Annotated in this window: 22 protein-coding genes; 11 read left to right on the top strand and 11 right to left on the bottom strand. The window is 60.1% G+C overall.

Features of this window, described 5'->3' with window-relative positions; translation table 11 throughout:
* Nucleotides 1-164: 164 nt before the first annotated feature.
* On the top strand, nt 165-791 hold the full coding sequence (locus tag QMK50_RS08375; protein ID WP_095165911.1) for a response regulator transcription factor: 627 nt from the start codon (nt 165-167) through the stop codon (nt 789-791).
* Nucleotides 792-897: 106 nt separating this feature from the next.
* On the opposite strand, the gene QMK50_RS08370 is transcribed toward QMK50_RS08375, so the two are convergent.
* The 8 genes from QMK50_RS08370 to metG all read right to left on the bottom strand — a co-directional run bounded on the left by QMK50_RS08370 (nt 898) and on the right by metG (nt 7,941).
* Nucleotides 898-1,077: a PA3496 family putative envelope integrity protein gene (locus tag QMK50_RS08370; protein ID WP_095165910.1), complete on the bottom strand. Its 180-nt coding sequence runs from the start codon at nt 1,075-1,077 to the stop codon at nt 898-900.
* A 107-nt stretch (nt 1,078-1,184) separates the two neighbouring features.
* A complete protein-coding gene (nth, locus tag QMK50_RS08365) occupies nt 1,185-1,823 on the bottom strand; it encodes an endonuclease III (RefSeq protein ID WP_095165908.1) in 639 nt (212 codons plus the stop codon).
* A 25-nt stretch (nt 1,824-1,848) separates the two neighbouring features.
* Nucleotides 1,849-2,400, bottom strand: coding sequence for an Rnf-Nqr domain containing protein (locus tag QMK50_RS08360; RefSeq protein WP_320332933.1), 552 nt, complete (start codon nt 2,398-2,400; stop codon nt 1,849-1,851).
* Entirely contained in the window at nt 2,397-3,002 is a 606-nt protein-coding gene (locus QMK50_RS08355; RefSeq protein WP_320332932.1) for an RnfABCDGE type electron transport complex subunit G, read from the bottom strand. The genes QMK50_RS08360 and QMK50_RS08355 overlap by 4 nt, the downstream gene beginning before the upstream one ends.
* Nucleotides 2,999-3,985, bottom strand: a complete 987-nt coding sequence (locus tag QMK50_RS08350) for an RnfABCDGE type electron transport complex subunit D (RefSeq protein ID WP_320332931.1) — start codon at nt 3,983-3,985, stop codon at nt 2,999-3,001. The genes QMK50_RS08355 and QMK50_RS08350 overlap by 4 nt, the downstream gene beginning before the upstream one ends.
* Complete coding sequence (rsxB, locus tag QMK50_RS08345; protein ID WP_320332930.1) at nt 3,972-5,186, bottom strand: electron transport complex subunit RsxB; 1,215 nt, start codon at nt 5,184-5,186, stop codon at nt 3,972-3,974. Before rsxB ends, QMK50_RS08350 begins: the two co-directional genes overlap by 14 nt.
* A complete protein-coding gene (locus QMK50_RS08340) occupies nt 5,183-5,770 on the bottom strand; it encodes an Rnf-Nqr domain containing protein (RefSeq protein ID WP_320332929.1) in 588 nt (195 codons plus the stop codon). Before QMK50_RS08340 ends, rsxB begins: the two co-directional genes overlap by 4 nt.
* Nucleotides 5,771-5,889: 119 nt before the next feature.
* Nucleotides 5,890-7,941 carry a methionine--tRNA ligase gene (gene metG / locus QMK50_RS08335; protein ID WP_320332928.1) on the bottom strand — a complete coding sequence of 684 codons (2,052 nt, stop codon included), beginning with the start codon at nt 7,939-7,941 and terminating at the stop codon, nt 5,890-5,892.
* A 167-nt stretch (nt 7,942-8,108) separates the two neighbouring features.
* Between metG and apbC the strand changes: the two genes are divergently transcribed.
* The gene (gene apbC, locus QMK50_RS08330) at nt 8,109-9,203 is read left to right on the top strand and encodes an iron-sulfur cluster carrier protein ApbC (protein WP_095165895.1); all 1,095 of its coding nucleotides are present in this window, start codon (nt 8,109-8,111) and stop codon (nt 9,201-9,203) included.
* A gap of 121 nt (nt 9,204-9,324) precedes the next feature.
* Here the strand turns inward: apbC and QMK50_RS08325 are convergent, their stop codons facing one another.
* A complete protein-coding gene (locus QMK50_RS08325; RefSeq protein WP_320332927.1) occupies nt 9,325-10,083 on the bottom strand; it encodes an SDR family oxidoreductase in 759 nt (252 codons plus the stop codon).
* A 166-nt stretch (nt 10,084-10,249) separates the two neighbouring features.
* Here QMK50_RS08325 and QMK50_RS08320 point away from each other — a divergent pair, with 166 nt between their 5' ends.
* From QMK50_RS08320 to groL, 4 genes are all read left to right on the top strand, one after another.
* On the top strand, nt 10,250-10,981 hold the full coding sequence (locus QMK50_RS08320) for a HugZ family protein (RefSeq protein ID WP_095165891.1): 732 nt from the start codon (nt 10,250-10,252) through the stop codon (nt 10,979-10,981).
* A gap of 66 nt (nt 10,982-11,047) precedes the next feature.
* Nucleotides 11,048-11,524 (top strand): FxsA family protein, encoded by a 477-nt coding sequence (locus QMK50_RS08315; protein ID WP_095165889.1) that lies wholly within the window; start codon nt 11,048-11,050, stop codon nt 11,522-11,524.
* 246 nt (nt 11,525-11,770) lie between these two features.
* Nucleotides 11,771-12,064, top strand: coding sequence for a co-chaperone GroES (locus tag QMK50_RS08310; RefSeq protein ID WP_019827816.1), 294 nt, complete (start codon nt 11,771-11,773; stop codon nt 12,062-12,064).
* A gap of 52 nt (nt 12,065-12,116) precedes the next feature.
* Nucleotides 12,117-13,760 carry a chaperonin GroEL gene (groL, locus tag QMK50_RS08305; protein ID WP_095165887.1) on the top strand — a complete coding sequence of 548 codons (1,644 nt, stop codon included), beginning with the start codon at nt 12,117-12,119 and terminating at the stop codon, nt 13,758-13,760.
* An 80-nt stretch (nt 13,761-13,840) separates the two neighbouring features.
* On the opposite strand, the gene QMK50_RS08300 is transcribed toward groL, so the two are convergent.
* Both QMK50_RS08300 and QMK50_RS08295 read right to left on the bottom strand, forming a co-directional pair.
* Nucleotides 13,841-14,584 carry a phosphatase PAP2 family protein gene (locus tag QMK50_RS08300; protein ID WP_320332926.1) on the bottom strand — a complete coding sequence of 248 codons (744 nt, stop codon included), beginning with the start codon at nt 14,582-14,584 and terminating at the stop codon, nt 13,841-13,843.
* 54 nt (nt 14,585-14,638) lie between these two features.
* A complete protein-coding gene (locus tag QMK50_RS08295) occupies nt 14,639-16,588 on the bottom strand; it encodes an LTA synthase family protein (protein ID WP_320332925.1) in 1,950 nt (649 codons plus the stop codon).
* 192 nt (nt 16,589-16,780) lie between these two features.
* On the opposite strand from QMK50_RS08295, the gene colR reads away from it, so the two are divergent.
* The 5 genes from colR to QMK50_RS08270 all read left to right on the top strand — a co-directional run bounded on the left by colR (nt 16,781) and on the right by QMK50_RS08270 (nt 20,533).
* On the top strand, nt 16,781-17,464 hold the full coding sequence (gene colR, locus QMK50_RS08290; protein WP_027619748.1) for a two-component system response regulator ColR: 684 nt from the start codon (nt 16,781-16,783) through the stop codon (nt 17,462-17,464).
* Complete coding sequence (locus tag QMK50_RS08285) at nt 17,454-18,734, top strand: HAMP domain-containing sensor histidine kinase (RefSeq protein ID WP_320332924.1); 1,281 nt, start codon at nt 17,454-17,456, stop codon at nt 18,732-18,734. Before colR ends, QMK50_RS08285 begins: the two co-directional genes overlap by 11 nt.
* Nucleotides 18,735-18,916: 182 nt before the next feature.
* Nucleotides 18,917-19,585 carry a class I SAM-dependent methyltransferase gene (locus QMK50_RS08280; protein WP_095166136.1) on the top strand — a complete coding sequence of 223 codons (669 nt, stop codon included), beginning with the start codon at nt 18,917-18,919 and terminating at the stop codon, nt 19,583-19,585.
* Between the two features lie 4 nt (nt 19,586-19,589).
* Complete coding sequence (locus QMK50_RS08275; protein WP_095165881.1) at nt 19,590-20,303, top strand: lipopolysaccharide kinase InaA family protein; 714 nt, start codon at nt 19,590-19,592, stop codon at nt 20,301-20,303.
* Between the two features lie 2 nt (nt 20,304-20,305).
* Nucleotides 20,306-20,533, top strand: coding sequence for a hypothetical protein (locus tag QMK50_RS08270; protein ID WP_095165880.1), 228 nt, complete (start codon nt 20,306-20,308; stop codon nt 20,531-20,533).
* Nucleotides 20,534-20,545 lie beyond the last annotated feature (12 nt).

The raw sequence follows: 20,545 nt of genomic DNA, 5'->3' as shown, positions 1-20,545 counted from the left end.
TTTAAGCGACATTGTTTTTTGTGATTTCCTGTGGGAATAATCCTTGATGTTTGTAGGGATTGTCTCTCGCAGGGGGGGCTTGCCTTGGGCGGGATCCCCAGGTCGAAACGACTAGGCTATTGTGCTGACTCTAAAAATTCGAACAGCGAAAATTGGACTTGCCCATGAATAAAGTGCTGATCGTGGATGATCACCCCGTCATTCGACTTGCTGTACGCATGCTAATGGAGCGTCATGGCTACGAAGTTATTGCTGAAACGGACAATGGCGTGGATGCATTACAACTTGCCCGTGAACACATGCCGGATATCGTCATACTGGATATAGGCATTCCCAAGCTGGATGGTCTGGAAGTCATTGCGCGTTTGAATTCGATGAGCTTTTCCGTGAAAGTGTTAGTCCTGACTTCACAGACGCCCGGGCATTTTTCGATGCGCTGCATGCAGGCGGGGGCAATTGGATATGTCTGCAAACAGCAGGAGCTCACCGAGCTACTCAGCGCTATCAAGGCAGTATTGTCTGGGTACAGCTATTTTCCGAACCAGGCATTGCACTCGGTCCGCTCGTCGCTGGGTAATACCAGTGAGTCGGATATGGTAGAGCGCTTGTCCGGAAGAGAGATGATGGTGTTGCAACAATTGGCCCGGGGCAAGACCAACAAGGAAATAGCCGATGGCATGTTTCTCAGTAATAAAACCGTCAGTACTTACAAGACTCGGCTTCTGCTCAAGCTGAACGCTCGCTCGCTTGTCGATCTGATTGAACTGGCCCAGCGAAATGGACTGGTCTGAGGTGCGAGGGTACAAGACGGCTAGCCCGACACTTCGCCACCGAAGTACTTTTTGGGGCACGGATCGCTAAATGACAAAAGCCTCCACGGAGGGAGGCTTTCAGCGGTCAGAGGTCAAAGTCGTAATCGGCCAACTGCTTTTGCAGACGTCGCTCCTCCAGGAGATTATCGATGGTGCGGCGCTTGTTCAGGTTGGTCTTGGCGACCTCCACCATAGGTTCTGCATCATCGCTCTCAACAGGGGCGAAGTCGTCTTCTACGTCCAGTTGTTCTTTGCCAGTACTCATCAGGTTAACTCCAGGCTAAGAGAGCCATTGGCGCCCCTTATATCGACAATCTCCTGGCGGGTAAAAAAGATTTTTTCAATCGATAAATCAATAAAACCAATAGCGCCTCAATCGTCGGAGGTTTTTTGCTTGAATTCGCACAGGTCTTCGATCCTGCAACTGCCACACCGGGGCTTACGCGCCAGGCACACATAGCGGCCATGCAAGATCAGCCAGTGGTGGGAGTCGAGGAGAAATTGCTTGGGCACAAACTTCATCAGCTTGTGTTCGACTTCGACGACATTCTTCCCGGGGGCAATACCGGTTCGGTTACTGACCCGGAAAATATGGGTGTCGACGGCCATGGTCAACTGTCGGAACGCCGTGTTCAGCACCACATTTGCAGTCTTTCTGCCGACTCCTGGCAGTGCCTCAAGCTCTTCCCGGGTTTGCGGCACCTCACCGCCATGCAGCTCCACCAGCATGCGGCAGGTCTCGATGACATTCTTCGCCTTGCTGTTGTACAGCCCGATAGTCTTGATGTACTCGGACAAGCCCTCGACGCCGAGCGCATGAATCGCCGCCGGGGTGTTGGCTACCGGGAACAGCTTGGCCGTGGCTTTATTGACGCCGACATCGGTAGATTGCGCAGAGAGGATCACCGCGATCAACAGTTCGAAGGGCGATGAATAGGCCAGCTCGGTTTTCGGTTCTGGATTGTCTTCGTGGAACCTGCGGAAAATTTCCAGGCGTTTTGCGGCATTCATGGGCAGAGCAATTCCTTGCAGGCGTTCAGGGTGTCGGGGAGCGGCCGAGCCAGGCTTGCCTGGCTGCCAGCAGCAATCCCAACAGGATAAACCCACCGGGGGCGAGGATGGCCAGTCGTACGCTGCCGTCGGCAGCCAGCCATGGCAAATGCCAACTGATCGAGCCGTGCCCCAGCACTTCGCGCAGCAAGCCCAGGCCAATCATCAGGCTGACGAACAGGGCACACAAACGCAATCGGTCAAGCAGGCGGGTCTCGGTGAAAAAACCGTTGCACTCCAGCACCACGCATTGCAGGGCGATCAAGCCGATGTAGAGGCCCAAGTGCTGATGCAGCTCAAGCGCCCAGGCCTGAGTCGCCAGCGCGGCCAGGCTAGTCAAGGTGGCGGCTAGCAGCACCCCGGCAGGCAGATGCAACGACTCGCTGAGCCAGGCTCGCAACAGACGCATTTTCAGCCCATAGACAGCGATCACCAGCACGCACAGCAGCGCCAGGCTCAAGGCCGTCAGCAACGTGTCACTGGCGCCGATCAGAGGCGCCAGCATCAAGGAGTTCTGGAGGGTCGAGGTCTTGTTCATGGCGCGCTGCCGAGCAGTTGTGGTTGGTGTTCATCGAAATAGCGCAAGGCATCGTGGGTCGCACTGATCACCGCACGGGAGGTGATGGTCGCACCGGCCAGTTGATCGAACTGGCCCTGGTCCTTTTTCAGCGCCCAGCCGCTGTCGCCCGGCTCACTCCGCGACTTGCCGATAAAACCCGCCAGCCAAGGGTTGGGGTGTGTGGCGATCATGGCTCCCAGCCCCGGGGTTTCCCCTTGCTTGAGGGTTTTGACGCCCAGCAGCCTGCCCTGGCTATCGATCACCAGCAGCAGGTCGATGGGGCCTTCATAGCCGGTGACCCGACTCAGCAAAATGATCGCCGCAGGCTTGCCATTGAGGTTCGCCCGGTAGCCACCCAGCAGTGTGCTGTTGGCCAGGACCACGCCCTTGATCGCCAGTGGCTGGTCCAGCGGCTGATTGTCGTAGCTATCCGCCGGCAGCATGTCCAGCAGGTTGCGGCTCTCGATCAACCGCTGTTGCGCGCCAATCCGCGGCGCTAAGAGCTGTTGCACCAGGTAAGTGGCGCCAGCACACAGGACGGCGATGATCACCAGGCTCAGGACGCTGAGGCTGCGTTTCATGATGCCGGCTCCGGTTGCGCTGCACAGAGGCGCTCTAGGGCCGGCACGCAGAGGTTCATCAGCAGCACTGCAAACGCCACTCCGTCGGGGTATCCGCCCCAGGTTCGGATAAGGTAGGTCAACAGGCCCACGCCGACACCGAACAGCAGGCGTGCCTTGGGACTCTTGGCCCCGGACACCGGTTCGGTGACGATAAAAAACGCGCCGAGCATGGTGGCACCGCTCAACAGGTGAAACAGTGGCGAACCGTGGGAGTCGGACCCCGAGCCGTTCCAGCACAACAGGCTGATGACGAACAGGCTGCCGAGCATCCCCACCGGGGCGTGCCAACTGAACACCCGTTGCTGCAAGAGAAAGGCGCCGCCGGCGAGAAATGCCAGGCTCACCCATTCAATCCCCTTGCCACCCAGTTGCCCAAATGCCGGGTTGGCGGCGAACAGTTCGTCGATGGTCAGGCTTTTATTGATTCGCAGGCTGTCCAGCGCGGTGGCCTGGGCCCAGGCGTCCGGTTGCGCAGCTGCGCTGAAGCCGAAAATCTGCTGCAGGCCACCCTGCAGACTCAGTCCGTGGCTGGGCCAGTGGGTCATCTGTTGCGGGAAACACACCAGCACCAGGGCAAAGCCGAGCATGGCCGGGTTGAACGGGTTTCTACCCACGCCGCCATACAGGTGTTTGCCGAGCAGCATCGCCCCGGCCGCCGCGCTCACCGTCAACCACCAGGGGCAGTAGGCGGGCAGTGCCAGAGCCAGCAAGGTGGCGCTGACCAGGGCGCTGCCGTCACTCAGGGCCGGCTTGAGCGGGTAACCGCGCAGGCGCAGCACCGCGGCTTCCACTGCCAGTGCACTGGTACACGCCAGCAGCAGATTGAACAGCACGCCCCAGCCGCTAAACCACAGCAACAGCAGGATGCCCGGCACGGTGGCCAACAGCACACGCTGCATCGCCTGTTGCAGGCGATCGTCGACGGGTTCAAGGGGCGACATAGTCGCTCACCTGGCGCTCGGCCTCCTCGAGCCTGGCGCGTGCCTGGCTCAAGAGCTCTGCCGGTGTCTGGGCCTGTCGCTGCAGTTTGCTCACCTCGGCGCGGGCATAGGCCAGTTCAGTCTTGAGTTGTCGCAGCTGACTGTCGATCGGGCGTTTTTCCCGGCGCAGTAATTGCGGTGGCGGTTTGTCGCTGGCGTCCTCGGCGGCGTGCAAGGCGTGTTCGGCCTGTTCCAGCGCGGCGCTCAGGGCCGCCAGTTGCTCGGCAGGCGCAGCGTTGCCCTGGGCTTTCCTCAGTTCGGCGCGGCGCATCGCCAAGTGGATTTTCGCCCGCTTGAGTTCAGCGTCATTGGCTGGTGCGGGTGGTTGCGGAGGATTGGCCTTGGCGCTGCTTTCGAGCTTCGCCAAGGCGTGTTCGGCGGCTTCGAACTGCTGTTGCAGCACCACCAGTTGAGCTTGTTGCTCGCTGGTCGGCGGATGGCCGAAGGCTTTCAGGGATTTGTGCAGTTGCGCGCGGCTCATCGCCACATCGATCTTGGCTTTTTTCAGGGCCGCATCGGCCGCTGCGGCTTTTTGCGCTTGCACGCGGGCGATGGCGTCCTGCACCGGATTGGCACCAGTGGCTGCCGGCTGTGCGGCTTTGGCTGCGCGTGCCGCGCGCTCGGCCAGCCTCTGCTGTTCTTCGCGCTCCAGCCGGGCGTTGCGTTGTTCGAAGCGCCGGCGGGCATGCTCGCGTTTGACGCTGCGCGCTTGAAATTGCTCGGGAGTGAACGCCAGGCCGCCAACGATCGGCAGTACCTGGGCCGAGGGCAGGGGGTGCATTTCGATGCAGTCCACCGGACAGGGGGCTACACACAAGTCACAGCCGGTGCATTCGTCGATGATCACGGTGTGCATCAGCTTGGCTGCGCCGACAATCGCGTCGATCGGGCAGGCCTGGATGCACTTGGTGCAGCCGATGCATTCGGCTTCCCGGATATAGGCAACCTGTGGCGGCGCCGAGCCCCGGCTGTGGTCCAGTTGCATGACCGGCAGCTTCAGCAGTTCGGCGAGTGCGGCGATGGTCTCGTCACCGCCTGGCGGGCACTTGTTGATCGCCTCGCCGCTGGCAATGCCTTGGGCATAGGGCTTGCACCCGGGGTGACCACACTTGCCGCATTGGGTCTGGGGCAGGAGGGCGTCGATGCGTTGAATCAGACTCATGTTTTGATCAGTCCACTGAATCCGAGAAATGCCACGGCGATCAATCCGGCGCTGATCAGGTCGATCGGCAAGCCACGAAAGGCCATCGGCACATCGTTATTGAGGGTGCGCTGGCGCAGGTCGCTGAACAGGCCCAAGACCAGCCAGAAGCCCAATCCGGCGCCCAGACTCAGGGCCAGGTGCCGGGTCAGGCCCTGGTCGCTATGCATGCTCATCAAGCTCAAGCCCAGCACGCCGGCGTTGCCGAGCAGCAACGGCCAGAGTCCGGCAAATGGCAATTGCGGCAAGGCCCGCGTCAGCCCCCGCAGCAGCAGTGAAATGGGCAGCACACTCAAGGGCAACAACAGCAGCAGGTACAGGGCAGTCAGGCCCAGCGGCACCAGCAGCCAATGATAAGCGGCATAACCCAGGATGCCGTTGAGCAGCATCAGGCAGGTGGTGCTGATGCCCAGGGCGTGGACCTGGCGCCGTTCTGCCTGGGGGGCGCGAGCGGCTTGCAGCAAGGGATCGACGCCCAGCGGCCACTGCAACAGAAAGTTGTTGATCAGGGCAGTGCTGATGAGTGTAAGCAGAAGGTCGGTCATGGCGTGCCGGGTCGAGGGAAAGGCCTGTACATGAAGATTAGGCAGTATCCGGCGGGGCAGATATGAAAATCCCACCGTCGCGGCGTTGCGTGACGGTGGGATCGGTCCAGCCAGGCGGATTACTTGATGCGCTGCCCCGGCTTGGCGCCGCTGTCCGGGCTCAACAGGTAGATCTCTGCGCCGCCAGGACCGGCTGCCATGACCATGCCTTCGGAGATACCGAAGCGCATTTTACGTGGCTTGAGGTTGGCGATCATCATGGTCAGGCGACCTTCGAGCTTGGCCGGGTCCGGGTAGGCACTCTTGATGCCCGAGAACACGTTGCGTTGCTCATCACCGATGTCCAGGGTCAGGCGCAACAATTTGTCCGCACCTTCCACAGCTTCGGCCTTGAGGATCAGGGCGACACGCAGGTCGACGGCGGCAAAGGCGTCGAACTCGATCTCGGCCGACAGTGGGTCCTTGGCCAGCTCACCGTTGCCTTGTGGGGCCGCGGTGCCGGTGTCGGTCTGGCTGGCCGCGAGGTCTTCTTTCGAAGCGTCGGTCATGGCCTGGACCTTGACCGGGTCGATCCGGGTCATCAGCGGCTTGAACTCGTTCAACTGATGGTTGGCGAGCAAGGTCGTGTGGTCGTTCCAGGTCAGCGGCGCGACGTTGAGGAACGCCTCGGCGTCGGCGGCCAGCAACGGCAGCACTGGCTTGAGGAAGATCACCAGTTGACGGAACAGGTTGACGCCGGTGGCGCAGATCGCCTGGACTTCTTCCTGCTTGCCTTCCTGTTTGTTCAGCGACCACGGCGCCTTGTCGGCGATCCAGGCGTTGGCGCGGTCGGCCAAGCCCATGATTTCGCGCATGGCGCGGGCGAAGTCGCGGACTTCATAGGCGTCGGCGATGCTCGGTGCAGCGGCCAGGAAGGCCTCGGTCAGCTCCGGCGCGGCGTTGCTGTCGACCAGCACGCCGGCATTGCCTTTGTGGATGAAACCGGCGCAGCGACTGGCAATGTTGACGACCTTGCCCACCAGGTCCGAATTGACCTTCTGCACGAAGTCTTCCAGGTTCAGGTCCAGGTCGTCGACACCACGGCCCAGCTTGGAAGCGTAGTAGTAACGCAGGTATTCCGGCGACAGGTGGTCCAGGTAGGTGCGGGCCTTGATGAAGGTGCCGCGCGATTTCGACATTTTCTGGCCGTTGACGGTCAGGTAGCCGTGCACGTTGATCCCGGTCGGCTTGCGGTAGCCCGCGCCCTCGAGCATGGCTGGCCAGAACAGGGCGTGGAAATTGACAATGTCCTTGCCGATGAAATGGTACAGCTCGGCGGTGGAGTCCTTGGCCCAGTACGCGTCGAAGTCCAGCTCGGGACGACGGGCACACAGGTTCTTGAAGCTCGCCATGTAGCCGATGGGGGCATCCAGCCAGACGTAGAAGTACTTGCCTGGCTCGTCTGGGATCTCGAAGCCGAAGTACGGCGCATCGCGGGAGATGTCCCACTGTTGCAGGCCGACATCCAGCCATTCGGCGATCTTGTTCGCTACAGCGTCCTGCAGGGTGCCGCTGCGGGTCCAGGTCTGGAGCATCTGCTGGAAGTCCGGCAGCTTGAAGAAGAAGTGCTGGGAATCCTTGAGCACCGGGGTGGCACCAGAGATCGCCGACTTCGGATTCTTCAGGTCGGTGGGCGCATAGGTGGCGCCGCATTTTTCGCAGTTGTCGCCGTACTGGTCTTCGGTGCCGCATTTCGGGCAGGTGCCCTTGATGAAGCGATCGGCCAGGAACATTTGCTTTTGCGGGTCGAAATACTGGGTGATCGAACGCGTGGCAATGTGCCCGGCGTCACGCAGCTTGAGGTAGATCTGGCTCGACAGCTCACGGTTTTCTTCGGCGTGAGTGGAGTGGAAATTGTCGAAGTCCACCAGGAACTCGGCAAAGTCGGCGCTGTGTTCGGCCTGGACGTTGGCGATCAGTTGTTCCGGGGTGATCCCCTCTTTTTCTGCCCGCAGCATGATGGCCGAACCGTGGGCGTCGTCCGCGCAGACGTAAGTGCATTGATTGCCGCGATGCTTCTGGAAGCGCACCCACATATCGGTCTGGATGTACTCAAGCATATGGCCAAGGTGGATTGAACCATTGGCATAGGGCAGGGCGCTGGTGACGAGGATCTTGCGTGGCTCGGACATGGGGCTCGGCTACTTGATGAAACGGAGGTCGGCCACTATAAAGCGCTGGCGCAGAATTTTCACCCCGTGTGGTTGTTTCCTCCGATGATTGAATAAGGGGGGCCGCGAAAAGATCAGAACAGGTAGGATAGTCGCCTGTTTTTCCAGACTTGTTATCGGAGTTGCCCATGAGCGCCGTCAATCGCGCAGCGGTGGAAGCCGTCCTTCGCCAGTACACCGACCCTTACCTGAACCAGGATCCGATCAGCGCCGGTTGCCTGCGCGGCATCGATATCCAGGGTGATCGCGTCAGCGTCCAGCTGGAACTGGGTTACGCCGCCGGCCTGTTCAAGAACGGCTGGGCACAGATGCTGCAGATGGCGATCGAAGGCCTGGACGGCGTGACGTCGGCCAAGGTCGAGATCACCACGCGGATTGCCGCGCACAAGGCCCAGGCACAGATTCCGGGCCTGGCCAACGTCAAGAACGTGGTGGCGGTGGCGTCCGGCAAGGGCGGGGTGGGCAAGTCCACCACGGCCGCGAACCTGGCCCTGGCCCTGGCCCGTGAAGGCGCCCGGGTGGGCATTCTCGATGCCGATATCTACGGCCCGAGCCAAGGCATCATGTTCGGTATCGCCGAGGGCACCCGGCCCAAGGTCAAGGACCAGAAATGGTTCGTGCCGATCGAGTCCCATGGGGTCGAGGTGATGTCCATGGCGTTCCTCACCGATGACAACACGCCGATGGTCTGGCGCGGACCGATGGTCTCCGGTGCCCTGTTGCAATTGGTCACCCAGACCGCCTGGGGTGACCTGGACTACCTGGTGATCGACATGCCGCCAGGCACCGGTGACATTCAACTGACCCTGGCGCAGAAAGTCCCGGTGGCGGGCGCGGTGATTGTCACCACCCCCCAGGACCTGGCACTGCTGGATGCGCGCAAAGGTGTCGAGATGTTCCGCAAGGTCAACATCCCGGTGCTGGGCGTGGTGGAAAACATGGCCGTGCACATCTGCTCCAACTGCGGTCATGCCGAGCATCTGTTCGGTGAGGGCGGTGGCGAGAAGCTCGCCAGCCAGTACGGCGTCGAACTGTTGGCGTCGTTGCCATTGTCGATGGTGATTCGCGAGCAGGCTGACGGTGGCAAACCAACCGTGATCGCCGAGCCGGACAGCCAGATCGCCATGGTTTACCAGGAACTGGCACGTCACGTTGGCGCACGGATTGTATTGCAGGAAGCTTTGACGCCGGCGATGCCGAATATCAGCGTCAGCGACGACTAATAAGCTGAAATACGAATCCCTGTAGGAGCGAGCCTGCTCGCGATGGTGTATCAGTCGACACCGCGGTGCCTGACACACCTTCGCGAGCAGGCTCGCTCCTACAGTTGTTCTTTGTCGCGTCTTAGATCCGCAACCCGCCATCCATCTCCAGAATCCGCCCGGTGTAGTAGTCGTTCTCGAAGATGTAGGCCGCCGAATGGGCGATCTCTTCGGGCTTGCCCATGCGCTTGAGCGGAATCCCTGCGGTCATTTTTTCCAGGGCTTCGGGCTTCATGCCCAGGGTCATTTCGGTTTCGATGAACCCCGGGGCGATGCCCGCGACACGGATGCCGTAGCGCGCCAACTCCCGCGCCCAGGTCACGGTGGCCGCGGCGACACCGGCCTTGGCGGCGGAGTAGTTGGTTTGGCCAACGTTGCCGGCGCGGGAAATCGACGAAATGTTGATGATCGCGCCGGATGATTTGAGCTCGATCATCTTCGCCGCTACCTCGCGGGTGCACAGGAACACGCCCGTCAGGTTGATGTCGATCACTGCCTGCCATTGGGCCAGGCTCATTTTGCTCATCTCGCCGTCCTTGACCTTGACCAGCAGGCCGTCACGCAGGATCCCGGCATTGTTGATCAAGCCATGGATCGCGCCGAAGTCTTCGGCCACCTGGCTCACCATGTGGCACACCTGCTCTTCATTGGCGACGTTGCACAGGTAGGCGCGGGCTTGGACACCGGCCGCCTGGCACGCGGCGACTGCCTGCTCGAGCTTGTCCTGGTTGAGGTCGACCAGGGCCAGTTTCGCGCCCTTGGCGGCGAAATACTCGGCCATGGAGCGGCCTAAACCCTGGCAACCGCCAGTGATAATGATTACTTTGTCAGTGAGTTGCATTCGCATGCCCCAGTTGCAGGTCGAAGTGGTTTCCTCGTAGAGGGCCTCCCGATCTGCGCCTGACGTGGCTAGGCTGCACATGAGAATTGCCCCCCGATGGCATCGCTGGAACTTTCTCCAGGAGCCTGTCCGTTTTTTCGACGGATTCTATATAAGGAGTCATAAATTGAGCGTTGAAGCTGCCAAGCATGCCCGAGAATTGCTGCTCAAGGAATACCGTGGAGTGCTCTCGACCCTCTCCAAGGCGATGCCCGGTTTCCCGTTCGGCTCAGTGGTTCCTTACTGCCTGGACGAGCAGGGCCGGCCGCTGATCCTGATCAGCCGGATCGCCCAGCACACCCACAACCTGCAAAAAGACCCGAAATGCTCGCTGCTGGTGGGGGAGCGTGAGGCCGAGGACGTCCAGGCCGTTGGTCGCTTGACCTACCTCGCCGAGGCGCAAAAGCTCGAAGACCCGGCAGCGATCGAAGCAGCGGCGGGACGCTACTATCGTTATTTTCCGGACTCGGCCAATTACCACCAGGCCCATGACTTCGACTTCTGGGTGCTCAACCCGGTGCGTCATCGCTACATCGGCGGTTTTGGCGCGATTCACTGGGTCGACCAGTTGACCCTGGCCAACCCCTTCGCCGGCAAGGCCGAAGTGAGCATGGTCGAGCACATGAACGCCGATCACGCCAAGGCCATCGCCCATTACGTGGAACTGGCCGGCTTGCCGAAGACCGCACCGGCAGAACTGGCGGGCATCGATACCGAAGGCATGCACCTGCGCATTGGCCAGGCGCTGTACTGGCTGCCGTTCCCGCAGGTCTGCAATACGCCGACACAAGTACGCGAAGCCTTGGTTTTACTGGCTCACGCCGAGCATTGGCCAACAAATGCAGTCAGCGAGGCTTGAAATCACGAAACGGCGACGTCATCTAAGGCTTACTTGCAAGGCATTCTTGCGTTGAGGAACCATTTGATGCGCCCTTTCTTATTGCTCTTTCTGCTGTTTCCGGTGCTGGAGCTGTTCGTATTCGTCAAGGTCAGCGCTGCTATCGGGTTTTTCCCGGCACTGTTGTTGATTATTCTCGGCTCGATGCTCGGCGTGTTCGTGCTGCGTATCGCCGGCCTGGCGACCGCATTGCGGGCCCGTGAAAGCCTGAACCGGGGCGAGTTGCCCGCGCAGACCATGATCGAAGGCCTGATGCTGGCCCTGGGTGGCGGTCTGTTGATCGTGCCGGGTTTTGTCAGCAGCGTGCTGGGCCTGATCATGATGCTGCCGCTGACCCGTCGCCTGCTGGCCAATAAAATGCGCCAGCGCGCCGAAGAGCAGGCGATTCGCCAGCGTGCTTTCGCCGACGACCTGCAACCGCGTGGCGGCCCGGTTCCGCGTGAGCCTCTGGGCCGCGAGCCGAACGTGATCGAAGGCGAGTTCGAACACCGCGACTCCAAGTAACTGCAACATCGACACGGCACCTGCGGGTGCCGTGTGCGTTTCGGTGGCCACTGAAGTAAAAAATTTCGCTGTGCTGCCCTTGTAATAAGCTTGCGCGCCCTTATGTAACGGTCACCGCAAGGTTTCTGGTGATGCTCACCAGACAGACTTCCGCGACTCGCTCGACGAGTCGCAACCGGCACCGCCGGAAATTAACCCCGCCGGGACTACACCGGCCGCTGAAACTACAATTAGGAGAGATCGACAATGAAGCTTCGTCCTCTGCATGACCGCGTCGTCATCCGTCGCAGCGAAGAAGAAAAGAAAACCGCTGGCGGTATCGTTCTGCCAGGTTCGGCTGCTGAAAAAGCCAACAGCGGCGAGATCCTCGCTGTGGGTACCGGCCGCGTGCTGGACAACGGTGAAGTGCGTGCGCTGGCCGTGAAAGTGGGTGACAAGGTTGTGTTCGGCCCGTACTCGGGCAGCAACACCGTGAAAGTCGACGGCGAAGACCTGTTGGTAATGGCTGAGAACGAGATTCTCGCTGTTATCGAAGGCTAAGACCCCTCGTTCATTTTCCCGCGACTACTCAAGTATTTAAGGAATATCGATCATGGCTGCTAAAGAAGTTAAATTCGGCGATTCCGCCCGTAAGAAAATGCTCGCCGGTGTTAACGTCCTGGCTGACGCAGTAAAAGCGACCCTGGGCCCTAAAGGCCGTAACGTGATCATCGAGAAGAGCTTCGGCGCTCCGACCATCACCAAGGACGGCGTTTCCGTTGCCAAAGAAATCGAGCTGAAAGATCGCTTCGAAAACATGGGCGCGCAGCTGGTCAAAGACGTTGCCTCCCGTGCCAACGATGACGCAGGCGACGGCACCACCACCGCTACCGTTCTGGCTCAATCGATCGTCAACGAAGGCCTGAAAGCCGTCGCTGCCGGCATGAACCCGATGGACCTCAAGCGCGGTATCGACAAAGCGACCATCGCGATCGTCAAAGAGCTGAAGTCCCTGTCCAAGCCTTGCGCTGACACCAAGGCCATCGCTCAGGTCGGCACCATCTCGGCCAACTCCGACAGCTCCATCGGCGACATCATTGCCGAAGCCATGGAAAAAGTCGGCAAAGAAGGCGTGATCACCGTTGAAGAAGGCTCGGGCCTGGAAAACGAACTGTCGGTTGTTGAAGGCATGCAGTTCGACCGTGGCTACCTGTCCCCGTACTTCGTCAACAAGCCAGAGACCATGACTGCCGAGCTGGACGGTCCGCTGATCCTGCTGGTCGACAAAAAGATCTCGAACATCCGCGAAATGCTGCCAGTCCTGGAAGCCGTTGCCAAAGCCGGCCGTCCACTGCTGATCGTGGCTGAAGACGTTGAAGGCGAAGCCCTGGCGACTCTGGTTGTGAACAACATGCGTGGCATCGTTAAAGTCGCAGCCGTCAAGGCTCCAGGCTTCGGCGACCGTCGCAAGGCCATGCTGCAGGACATCGCCGTCCTGACCGGCGGTACCGTTATCTCCGAAGAGATCGGTCTGAGCCTGGAAAGCACTACCCTGGAACACCTGGGTAATGCCAAGCGCGTGATCCTGTCCAAAGAAAACACCACCGTGATCGACGGCGCTGGCGTTGAGGCTGACATCCAGGCTCGCGTTCTGCAGATCCGCCAGCAAGTGGCTGACACTTCGTCCGACTACGACCGTGAAAAACTGCAAGAGCGCCTGGCCAAGCTGTCCGGCGGCGTTGCAGTGATCAAGGTTGGCGCTGGCTCCGAAGTTGAAATGAAAGAGAAGAAAGCCCGCGTTGAAGACGCCCTGCACGCTACCCGTGCAGCCGTTGAAGAAGGCGTGGTACCTGGCGGTGGCGTGGCACTGGTTCGCGCCCTGCAAGCCATCAGCGAACTGAAAGGCGACAACGCCGATCAGGACGTCGGTATCGCTCTGCTGCGTCGCGCTGTTGAAGCACCACTGCGCCAGATCGTTGCCAACTCCGGTGACGAGCCAAGCGTAGTAGTCGACAAGGTCAAGCAAGGCTCGGGTAACTTCGGTTACAACGCAGCGACCGGCGAATACGGCGACATGATCGAAATGGGTATCCTGGACCCGGCCAAAGTGACTCGTTCGGCTCTGCAAGCGGCTTCGTCGATTGCCAGCCTGATGATCACCACCGAAGCCATGATCGCTGAGATCAAGGAAGACGCACCAGCTGGCGGCGGCATGCCAGACATGGGCGGTATGGGCGGCATGGGCGGCATGATGTAAGCCAGCCTTACCCCGTACGAGCTACACCTGTAAAAAACCCCGCCTGCGCAAGCCGGCGGGGTTTTTTATTGGCCCTCTTATCAGGCGTTGACGCCCTGGGCCTTGCCGGCCGGCTCGACCTTGCTCGCCGGTCGATACAGCACGTAGTAATACGCGCCCAGGCAAATCAGCCAGCAAAACACCGCCGTCCATACGTTGTGCGAGAAAAAGTGTGCGCCCTGCATCATGCGGCTGACGGAAAACACCGTGCCCAGCCCAAACGCAAAGAGAAAGGCCGCGCGGGCCAGTTTCGGGCGCCGGTCGCGCAACACGAAAAACAGCGCAAACAAGGCAAACCCGGTGGCTGCATGACCGCCGGGCCAGCAACGTCCCGGTTTGTCAGTGGCTGGGCGCGGGCTGAGCAGTTCGCTGTAGGTTTCCTTGCCACCGAACTCCTTCAGGCTCCACGGGCACTGTACGGCGGTCACGGCCTTGACCGGCGTGACAAACGCCGTGGCCAGGCCCAGCGACAGCACCAGGCAGCCCAGTTCGCGCTTGAACGGCTTGAGCCGGGCGACGAAGAACGAACCGGCAAACCCGATCACCGCCAGCACCGAGAAAGCGATGACCACTTGCTTGGCCCGGTCATGCAGGATGTTTTCCAGGAAGTAGCTGTGGCGACCGATAAACCCTCCGCCATCGGGGTCGTAGAACAACTGGGCCAGGCTCATGTCCAGGGACGTCAGTTCAAGCAGCAGCAGAGTAATCGCGGTGATGGCGGGAATGCCCAGGTACAACCACAGGTTAAGTGGACGCGAAGCGGGACGAGCGATAGTTGATGACATCAAGGATCCAGACCATTGGAGTCGCCCCGGCTCTTCCTCCCGGGGCGGATCGATTTAGCGCTCGCTGACTTGAGTCGTGCCCTCCTTGGGCGCTTTCCAGCCGAGCAACTGTTGTTTAAAGCCATAACTGGCCGTTTGGTAATAGGTGATGGCACGGGCAATCAGCGGATCGCTGGTAGTGGCCGGGGATTCGATGCTTTCGGTCAGCGCCTGGTCATGCCGGCGTAACCCTTGGCGTGGACTGAGGATGGCCAGGTTTTGACCGTCGAACAGTCCCAGATGCTGGTAGTTGCCCACCACCACTCGTGGCGGCAGGTCATTGGGCTGCAACAGGTTACGGCCGAAGAACGTCGACTGATAGTCCAGGTTGAGCAACCCCAGCAAGGTCGGGGCCAGGTCGATCTGGCTTGCCAGTTGCGCGGTTTCCCGGGGTTCGATCAGCTTCGGGGCATAAATGAACAGCGGGATCTGGTAGTTGCTGATTGGCAAGTCCTCCTTGCCTGCACTGCCGGCGGTGTGGTCGGCGACAAACACGAAGATCGTATTGTCGAACCACGGTTTAACGCGCGCCTGCGCGAGGAACTGGCCAATGGCGTAGTCGGTGTATTTCACCGCGCCGTCGCGACCGTTACCGGAAGGAATGTCGATTCGACCGTCGGGATAGGTATAGGGGCGATGGTTGGAGGTGGTCATCAATTGCAGCAGGAATGGCTGCTGTTTGGCGTAGTCGGCGTCGGCGAGTTTGAGCGTCTGCTTGTACAAATCCTCATCGGCCATGCCCCAGGCGTTCTTGAAGTGGATCTCGTCTTCTGGAACGCTGCTCTGGTCGACTACCCGATAACCATTGCCACTGAAAAATGCATTCATGTTGTCGAAATAACCGCGGCCGCCGTAGACGAACACGCTGTCGTAACCCACTGCGCTCAACTGCTGGCCGAGGCTGGCGAAGCCGCTCTCACGGCCGATGCGCTTGACGATCGAGCGGCCAGGTGTCGGCGGGATCGCCAGGGTGATCGCCTCCAGGCCGCGGTCGGTACGGGTCCCGGTGGCGTAGAAATTGTTGAAGTACAGGCTCTGCTTGCGCAAGGCGTCAAGGTTGGGCGTCAGGTTGCGCTCGTCACCGTTGCTGCCCATGTACTTGGCACTCAAGCTTTCGATAGTCACCAGCACAATGTTGGGGTGACGGGTGATGCCGGGGTTGTCGATCATCCGCCGGATGTCTTGCGGGTCCTGGCCGATGAAATGGGCGTTGGGTTCGCTCAATTCCGCGCGCACCTGGTTGGCCACTTCGGCAGGGGGCAGGGTGCTGTAGAACTGCTGATAGTCCAGGTCGTTATTACGGAAAGCAGCGAAGAACTGATAGGGGCCGTTGCTCGCCAGTTCGTTCTGGTAGGCATTGCCACCTTGCGCGCGCGGACTGCCCTGGTTGAGCACTTGATGGCTCAGGCCAGTGGCTACCAGCAGGGCGAAGACGGACGCCAATCGACCACGTGCTGTCGGCAGCGGGGCGTCTAGGGCAGCGGTGAGCGCTTTGTGGCTCGCCACACTGAAGATCACGGCCAACAGTGCCAGGACGCCGAGCAAGGTGCCGATCGGATAGGACTCCAGCAGGTTGTTCAGAACCTCATCGGAATACACCAGGTAATCGACGGCGATAAAGTTGAACCGCACCCCGAACTCGTCCCAGAACAGCCATTCGGCCACGGCGGTGAACAGCATGGCGAACAGGCTGACGCTCAGTAGCCCTTGCAGGAACCAACGGTGTCCGCGCCGCCGCCAAAGTGCAGGAGGACAGAGCAACAGGTAGAGGCCCAGGGGCAGTGCAGCGTAGGCCAGGAAACCCAGGTCGTAGAGCAGGCCAAGGCCGAACACGGAAACAACGCCGCTGCCGGCCTCATCCAGGTGGGTGAGCAGCAGTACTGCACGGGTCAGTACAAAAATCGTCAGCCAGAGACCGGTTACCAGCAGCAAAAAGCGCATGGGGGCAGTCTTGAGAAAGTCCATTAACGTGTATTCCTTGTTTAGATATCGGCAAAGTGTGAGTGGATCACTGTCGTGAAGCCGTGAACCGATAGTGAAAAACTCGTTAAGCCCCTTTGTCCGTTTATTGCCAGGTTTTGCCGCTAGCCCTGAATCCCGCTTGGCCTTAAGCTGCGCGAGCCAAGACGGCCGTTACTGTGTACGGAGCAAATACCCATGCGAATTCTATTGGTTGAAGACAACCGCGATATCCTTGCCAACCTGGCGGATTACCTGGGGCTCAAAGGCTATACCGTGGATTGTGCGCAGGACGGCTTGTCGGGTCTGCACCTGGCGGCCACCGAGCATTACGACCTGATCGTGCTCGACATCATGCTGCCCGGCATCGACGGCTACACCCTGTGCAAGCGCCTGCGCGAAGATGCCCGGCGTGATACTCCGGTGATCATGCTCACCGCCCGTGACCAATTGGATGACCGGCTGCAGGGCTTCAAGTCCGGCGCCGACGACTACCTGATCAAACCCTTTGCCCTGTCTGAACTGGCCGCGCGCATCGAAGCGGTGATGCGCCGCACCCAGGGCGGGGGGCGGCGTGCCTTGCAGGTCGGCGACCTCAGTTATGACCTGGACACGCTCGAAGTTACCCGCGAAGGGCGCCTGCTGAAACTCAACCCGGTCGGCCTCAAGCTGCTGGCGGTACTGATGCAGAAGAGCCCCCATGTGCTGCGCCGCGAAATTCTCGAAGAAGCCTTGTGGGGCGATGATTGCCCGGACAGCGACAGCCTGCGCAGTCATGTCCACCAGTTGCGCCAGGTGATCGACAAACCCTTTGCCAAGCCGTTGCTGCAGACCGTGCATGGTGTCGGTTATCGCTTGGCCGAGGGACGTGATGGAGTTTAGACAGAGCCTTGCCCAGCGGATCATCATCGCCTTTGCGCTGATGAGTGCGCTGGTGGCGGGGGCATTTGCCATGGGCATCGTGGCCACCGTGCACCTGGTCGAAGAAAAACTGATTTCCGCCGGCCTCGGAGGCGACCTCCAGCGTTTGCTGTTGATGGACAACATGTCCGAGTGGAGCCACCGGCCGGAGCCCGACCAGTTGTTCTATTTCAGTGGCGGCCCGGGTGACTTCGAATTACCCAAGGACTTGCGCCACTTGGATGCGGGTTTCCACGAAGTGTTTCGCGAGCATTTGTCGTACCACGCGATGGTGGAAATCGTCGACGGCCGGCATTACGTGCTGCTGCAGGACCAGAGCGATTTCGAGGAACGCGAGCGCGTGCTGTTTGCCGTGGTGCTGGTCGGCTTCGTATTGAGCCTGGCGCTGGCGGTGTTCCTCGGCTGGGTCCTGGCGCGCAAGGTGATGGCGCCGGTGGTGCGCCTGGCCCGTCAGGTCCGGCACCGCGATCAACTGCTTGGCCTGGCCCCACCCCTGGCCCCGGACTATGCCGCCGATGAAGTCGGCGAGTTGGCAGTGGCCTTCGATGCCACCTTGGGCCGGCTGCGTAAGGCATTGAACCGCGAGCGATTGTTTACCAGCGACGTCAGCCATGAGCTGCGCACACCTTTGATGGTCCTCGCCAGTTCCTGCGAACTGCTGCTGGAAAACCCCGGTATCGACCAGCGCGGTCGCGCCCAGGTCGAGCGCATTGCACGTGCCTGCGAGGAGATGCGCGAGCTGGTCCAGACCTTCCTGATGCTCGCCCGGGCCCAGCATGAAGCAGCAGGCATGTCGCCGCAGGTGACCTTGCAGCAGGTGGCCGAGGATCTGCTCGGCTTGTGGCGCGAGCCTATTGAAGCCAAGGGCCTGCAATTGATCCATGAACCCGGCCAGCCGCTGCCGATGCGCTACAACGCGACTTTGCTGCACGCAGTCATGGGTAACCTGTTGCGTAATGCGCTGCACTACACCGACAGCGGTTTTATCCGCCTGACCCTGCTGCCCAACGGGTTCCTGGTGGAGGACAGCGGGGTGGGCATTCCCGAGGAAAAACGCGAGGCGATGTTCGAGCCCTTTGTCCGTGGCACGGAAAATCGCGGCGAAGGCCTGGGACTGGGCCTGTCGCTGGTACAGCGAATTTGTGAAAACCAGGGCTGGAGCGTCAGCCTCACTACCCGAGAGCCGAGCGGTTGCCGGTTCCAGGTCGAACTGTGCCGGATGAGCGACTGAGGCCCTGCGGCGGCGGGGTCTGTAGGCTTTTTCTTACGTTGGCGTGGGTGCATACTGAAATCGAAGGTGTAAAATTCTGTAATACTTAAGGGCTTTTCCTAACGAAATTTTCACAACTGGATGACCTGAAACTCACACCCTGCTCCCTAAGGTGGCTGTCATCAGTTCTGGAGACATTGATGATGGACGACCCGATCAAACTCGAATTTTCCGAGAAGTACGACGACGAACACGCCCAGCGTTATCTGCGCAAGCACAAGGACGGTCTTGGCCGTCAACTGTCGCACAAGCGTGATTTGCAACTGGCGCGCACCGCACTCAAGCGTGTCGGTGAGCCGGGCCTGGTCCTTGACCTGCCCTGCGGTGCTGGTCGTTTCTGGCCGATGCTGGCGGAAAAATCCAATCGGGTGATCATTGGTGCCGACAACTCTGCCTCGATGGTCAAGATCGCCACCCAAGCCCAACCGGCCAATGTGGTGGAACGGGTACGACCTTTGCAGACCTCTGCATTCGACATCGCACTGCCCGACAATTCCGTAGACAGCATTTTCTGCATGCGTTTGCTTCACCACATCGGCGAGGCCGAGCATCGCCTGGCTATCTTGCGCGAATTCCAGCGGGTCACCCGTGACAGCGTCATCCTGTCGTTGTGGGTCGACGGCAATTTCAAGGCCTGGAAACGTAAGCGTGCTGAAAAAGAACGTGCGCAGGAGGGTTACCAGAACCGCTTTGTGTTACCGGCCGCTACGGTAGAAGCCGAATTTGAGCAAGCCGGTTTCCGTGTTCAGGAACATTTGGACTTCATTCCGCTCTACGCCATGTGGCGCGTTTATATTTTGCGAAAGAGGTAACAGCATGGCAGTTCAACAGGTTTCGGATGCGCAGGACGCGCCTGAAGATCGCTTTGATTACTTCTGGAGCCAGCGTGGCGAATGGGTAGAAGAACCCAACGTCCGGCGTGGCGGGGAAAGTGGCGTCCAACGTATCCATGCACCTAATGGCCAACTGCTGTATGCCAAGCGCCAGACCGGGCATATCTACCGTAGCTGGTTGCACCCTTTCGGGCGCCCAACTGTGCTGCGCGAGCTGGATGCGCTGACGGGGCTGCACAAACTTAACGTGCGGGTACCGCAGATCGTCTTCTGTGGTGCGCAGCGCGATCCGGTGCATCAGTGGCGAGCGCTGCTGGTGACTCAGTCACTGGACGGCTTTGTCGAGATCGAAGACTGGTACGCCAGCGGCGGTCGCGAGCGTCACGGCGAGGCTTTCCATGAGCAGGTCCTGCAGGACCTTGCGCAGAACCTGGCGCGCATGCACAAGGGGCGTTGGCAACACAGCTGCTTGTACATCAAGCACATTTTTGTCCGGGTGACCGGTGAGGGGGCAACGGCCAAGGCCGAGATCGCCCTGCTGGATCTGGAGAAGTGCCGACAGCGTCTGTTGAGCACCCAGGCGGCGGCTCACGACATGAAGCAATTGCGTCGCCACTCGTCGTGGAACGCGGCAGATTGGGACAAACTCGTCTATTTTTATAAGACGGCGTTTGGCAGCGCTATCAAAGGTTTATAGCGATGAAACTAGAAATTGCTCGAGGTTTGTTTCTAATAGGAGCCTTGGCAGTTGCTTCATTGGCGGTGGCCGCTTGGGAGCAGCCCCGCACGCAGGTCCTCAGTGCTGCGCATGGTGACGCGCATTGTCCATTGCCACGGGTGGCGAAAGCCACCGCGGCAGTCCATCCCGATAATGATCTGCTGTTGTTCATGTTCGGCATGGCCCAGGGAATGAGACCGCAAAGTTGAAAACGATGAAGC

This window comes from Pseudomonas sp. P5_152 (assembly GCF_033989915.1).
Classification (GTDB): domain Bacteria; phylum Pseudomonadota; class Gammaproteobacteria; order Pseudomonadales; family Pseudomonadaceae; genus Aquipseudomonas.
The sequence above is the reverse complement of the archived record's forward strand: the minus strand, read 5'-3'. Positions and strand labels throughout refer to the sequence as shown.

Bases quoted from the DNA above. Each gene is read 5' to 3' on its own strand.
- QMK50_RS08375 (WP_095165911.1), top strand. From the start codon at position 165: ATGAATAAAGTGCTGATCGTGGATGATCACCCCGTCATTCGACTTGCT.
- QMK50_RS08370 (WP_095165910.1), bottom strand. From the start codon at position 1,077: ATGAGTACTGGCAAAGAACAACTGGACGTAGAAGACGACTTCGCCCCT.
- nth (WP_095165908.1), bottom strand. From the start codon at position 1,823: ATGAATGCCGCAAAACGCCTGGAAATTTTCCGCAGGTTCCACGAAGAC.
- QMK50_RS08360 (WP_320332933.1), bottom strand. From the start codon at position 2,400: ATGAACAAGACCTCGACCCTCCAGAACTCCTTGATGCTGGCGCCTCTG.
- QMK50_RS08355 (WP_320332932.1), bottom strand. From the start codon at position 3,002: ATGAAACGCAGCCTCAGCGTCCTGAGCCTGGTGATCATCGCCGTCCTG.
- QMK50_RS08350 (WP_320332931.1), bottom strand. From the start codon at position 3,985: ATGTCGCCCCTTGAACCCGTCGACGATCGCCTGCAACAGGCGATGCAG.
- rsxB (WP_320332930.1), bottom strand. From the start codon at position 5,186: ATGAGTCTGATTCAACGCATCGACGCCCTCCTGCCCCAGACCCAATGC.
- QMK50_RS08340 (WP_320332929.1), bottom strand. From the start codon at position 5,770: ATGACCGACCTTCTGCTTACACTCATCAGCACTGCCCTGATCAACAAC.
- metG (WP_320332928.1), bottom strand. From the start codon at position 7,941: ATGTCCGAGCCACGCAAGATCCTCGTCACCAGCGCCCTGCCCTATGCC.
- apbC (WP_095165895.1), top strand. From the start codon at position 8,109: ATGAGCGCCGTCAATCGCGCAGCGGTGGAAGCCGTCCTTCGCCAGTAC.
- QMK50_RS08325 (WP_320332927.1), bottom strand. From the start codon at position 10,083: ATGCAACTCACTGACAAAGTAATCATTATCACTGGCGGTTGCCAGGGT.
- QMK50_RS08315 (WP_095165889.1), top strand. From the start codon at position 11,048: ATGCGCCCTTTCTTATTGCTCTTTCTGCTGTTTCCGGTGCTGGAGCTG.
- QMK50_RS08310 (WP_019827816.1), top strand. From the start codon at position 11,771: ATGAAGCTTCGTCCTCTGCATGACCGCGTCGTCATCCGTCGCAGCGAA.
- groL (WP_095165887.1), top strand. From the start codon at position 12,117: ATGGCTGCTAAAGAAGTTAAATTCGGCGATTCCGCCCGTAAGAAAATG.
- QMK50_RS08300 (WP_320332926.1), bottom strand. From the start codon at position 14,584: ATGTCATCAACTATCGCTCGTCCCGCTTCGCGTCCACTTAACCTGTGG.
- QMK50_RS08295 (WP_320332925.1), bottom strand. From the start codon at position 16,588: ATGGACTTTCTCAAGACTGCCCCCATGCGCTTTTTGCTGCTGGTAACC.
- colR (WP_027619748.1), top strand. From the start codon at position 16,781: ATGCGAATTCTATTGGTTGAAGACAACCGCGATATCCTTGCCAACCTG.
- QMK50_RS08285 (WP_320332924.1), top strand. From the start codon at position 17,454: ATGGAGTTTAGACAGAGCCTTGCCCAGCGGATCATCATCGCCTTTGCG.
- QMK50_RS08280 (WP_095166136.1), top strand. From the start codon at position 18,917: ATGGACGACCCGATCAAACTCGAATTTTCCGAGAAGTACGACGACGAA.
- QMK50_RS08275 (WP_095165881.1), top strand. From the start codon at position 19,590: ATGGCAGTTCAACAGGTTTCGGATGCGCAGGACGCGCCTGAAGATCGC.
- QMK50_RS08270 (WP_095165880.1), top strand. From the start codon at position 20,306: ATGAAACTAGAAATTGCTCGAGGTTTGTTTCTAATAGGAGCCTTGGCA.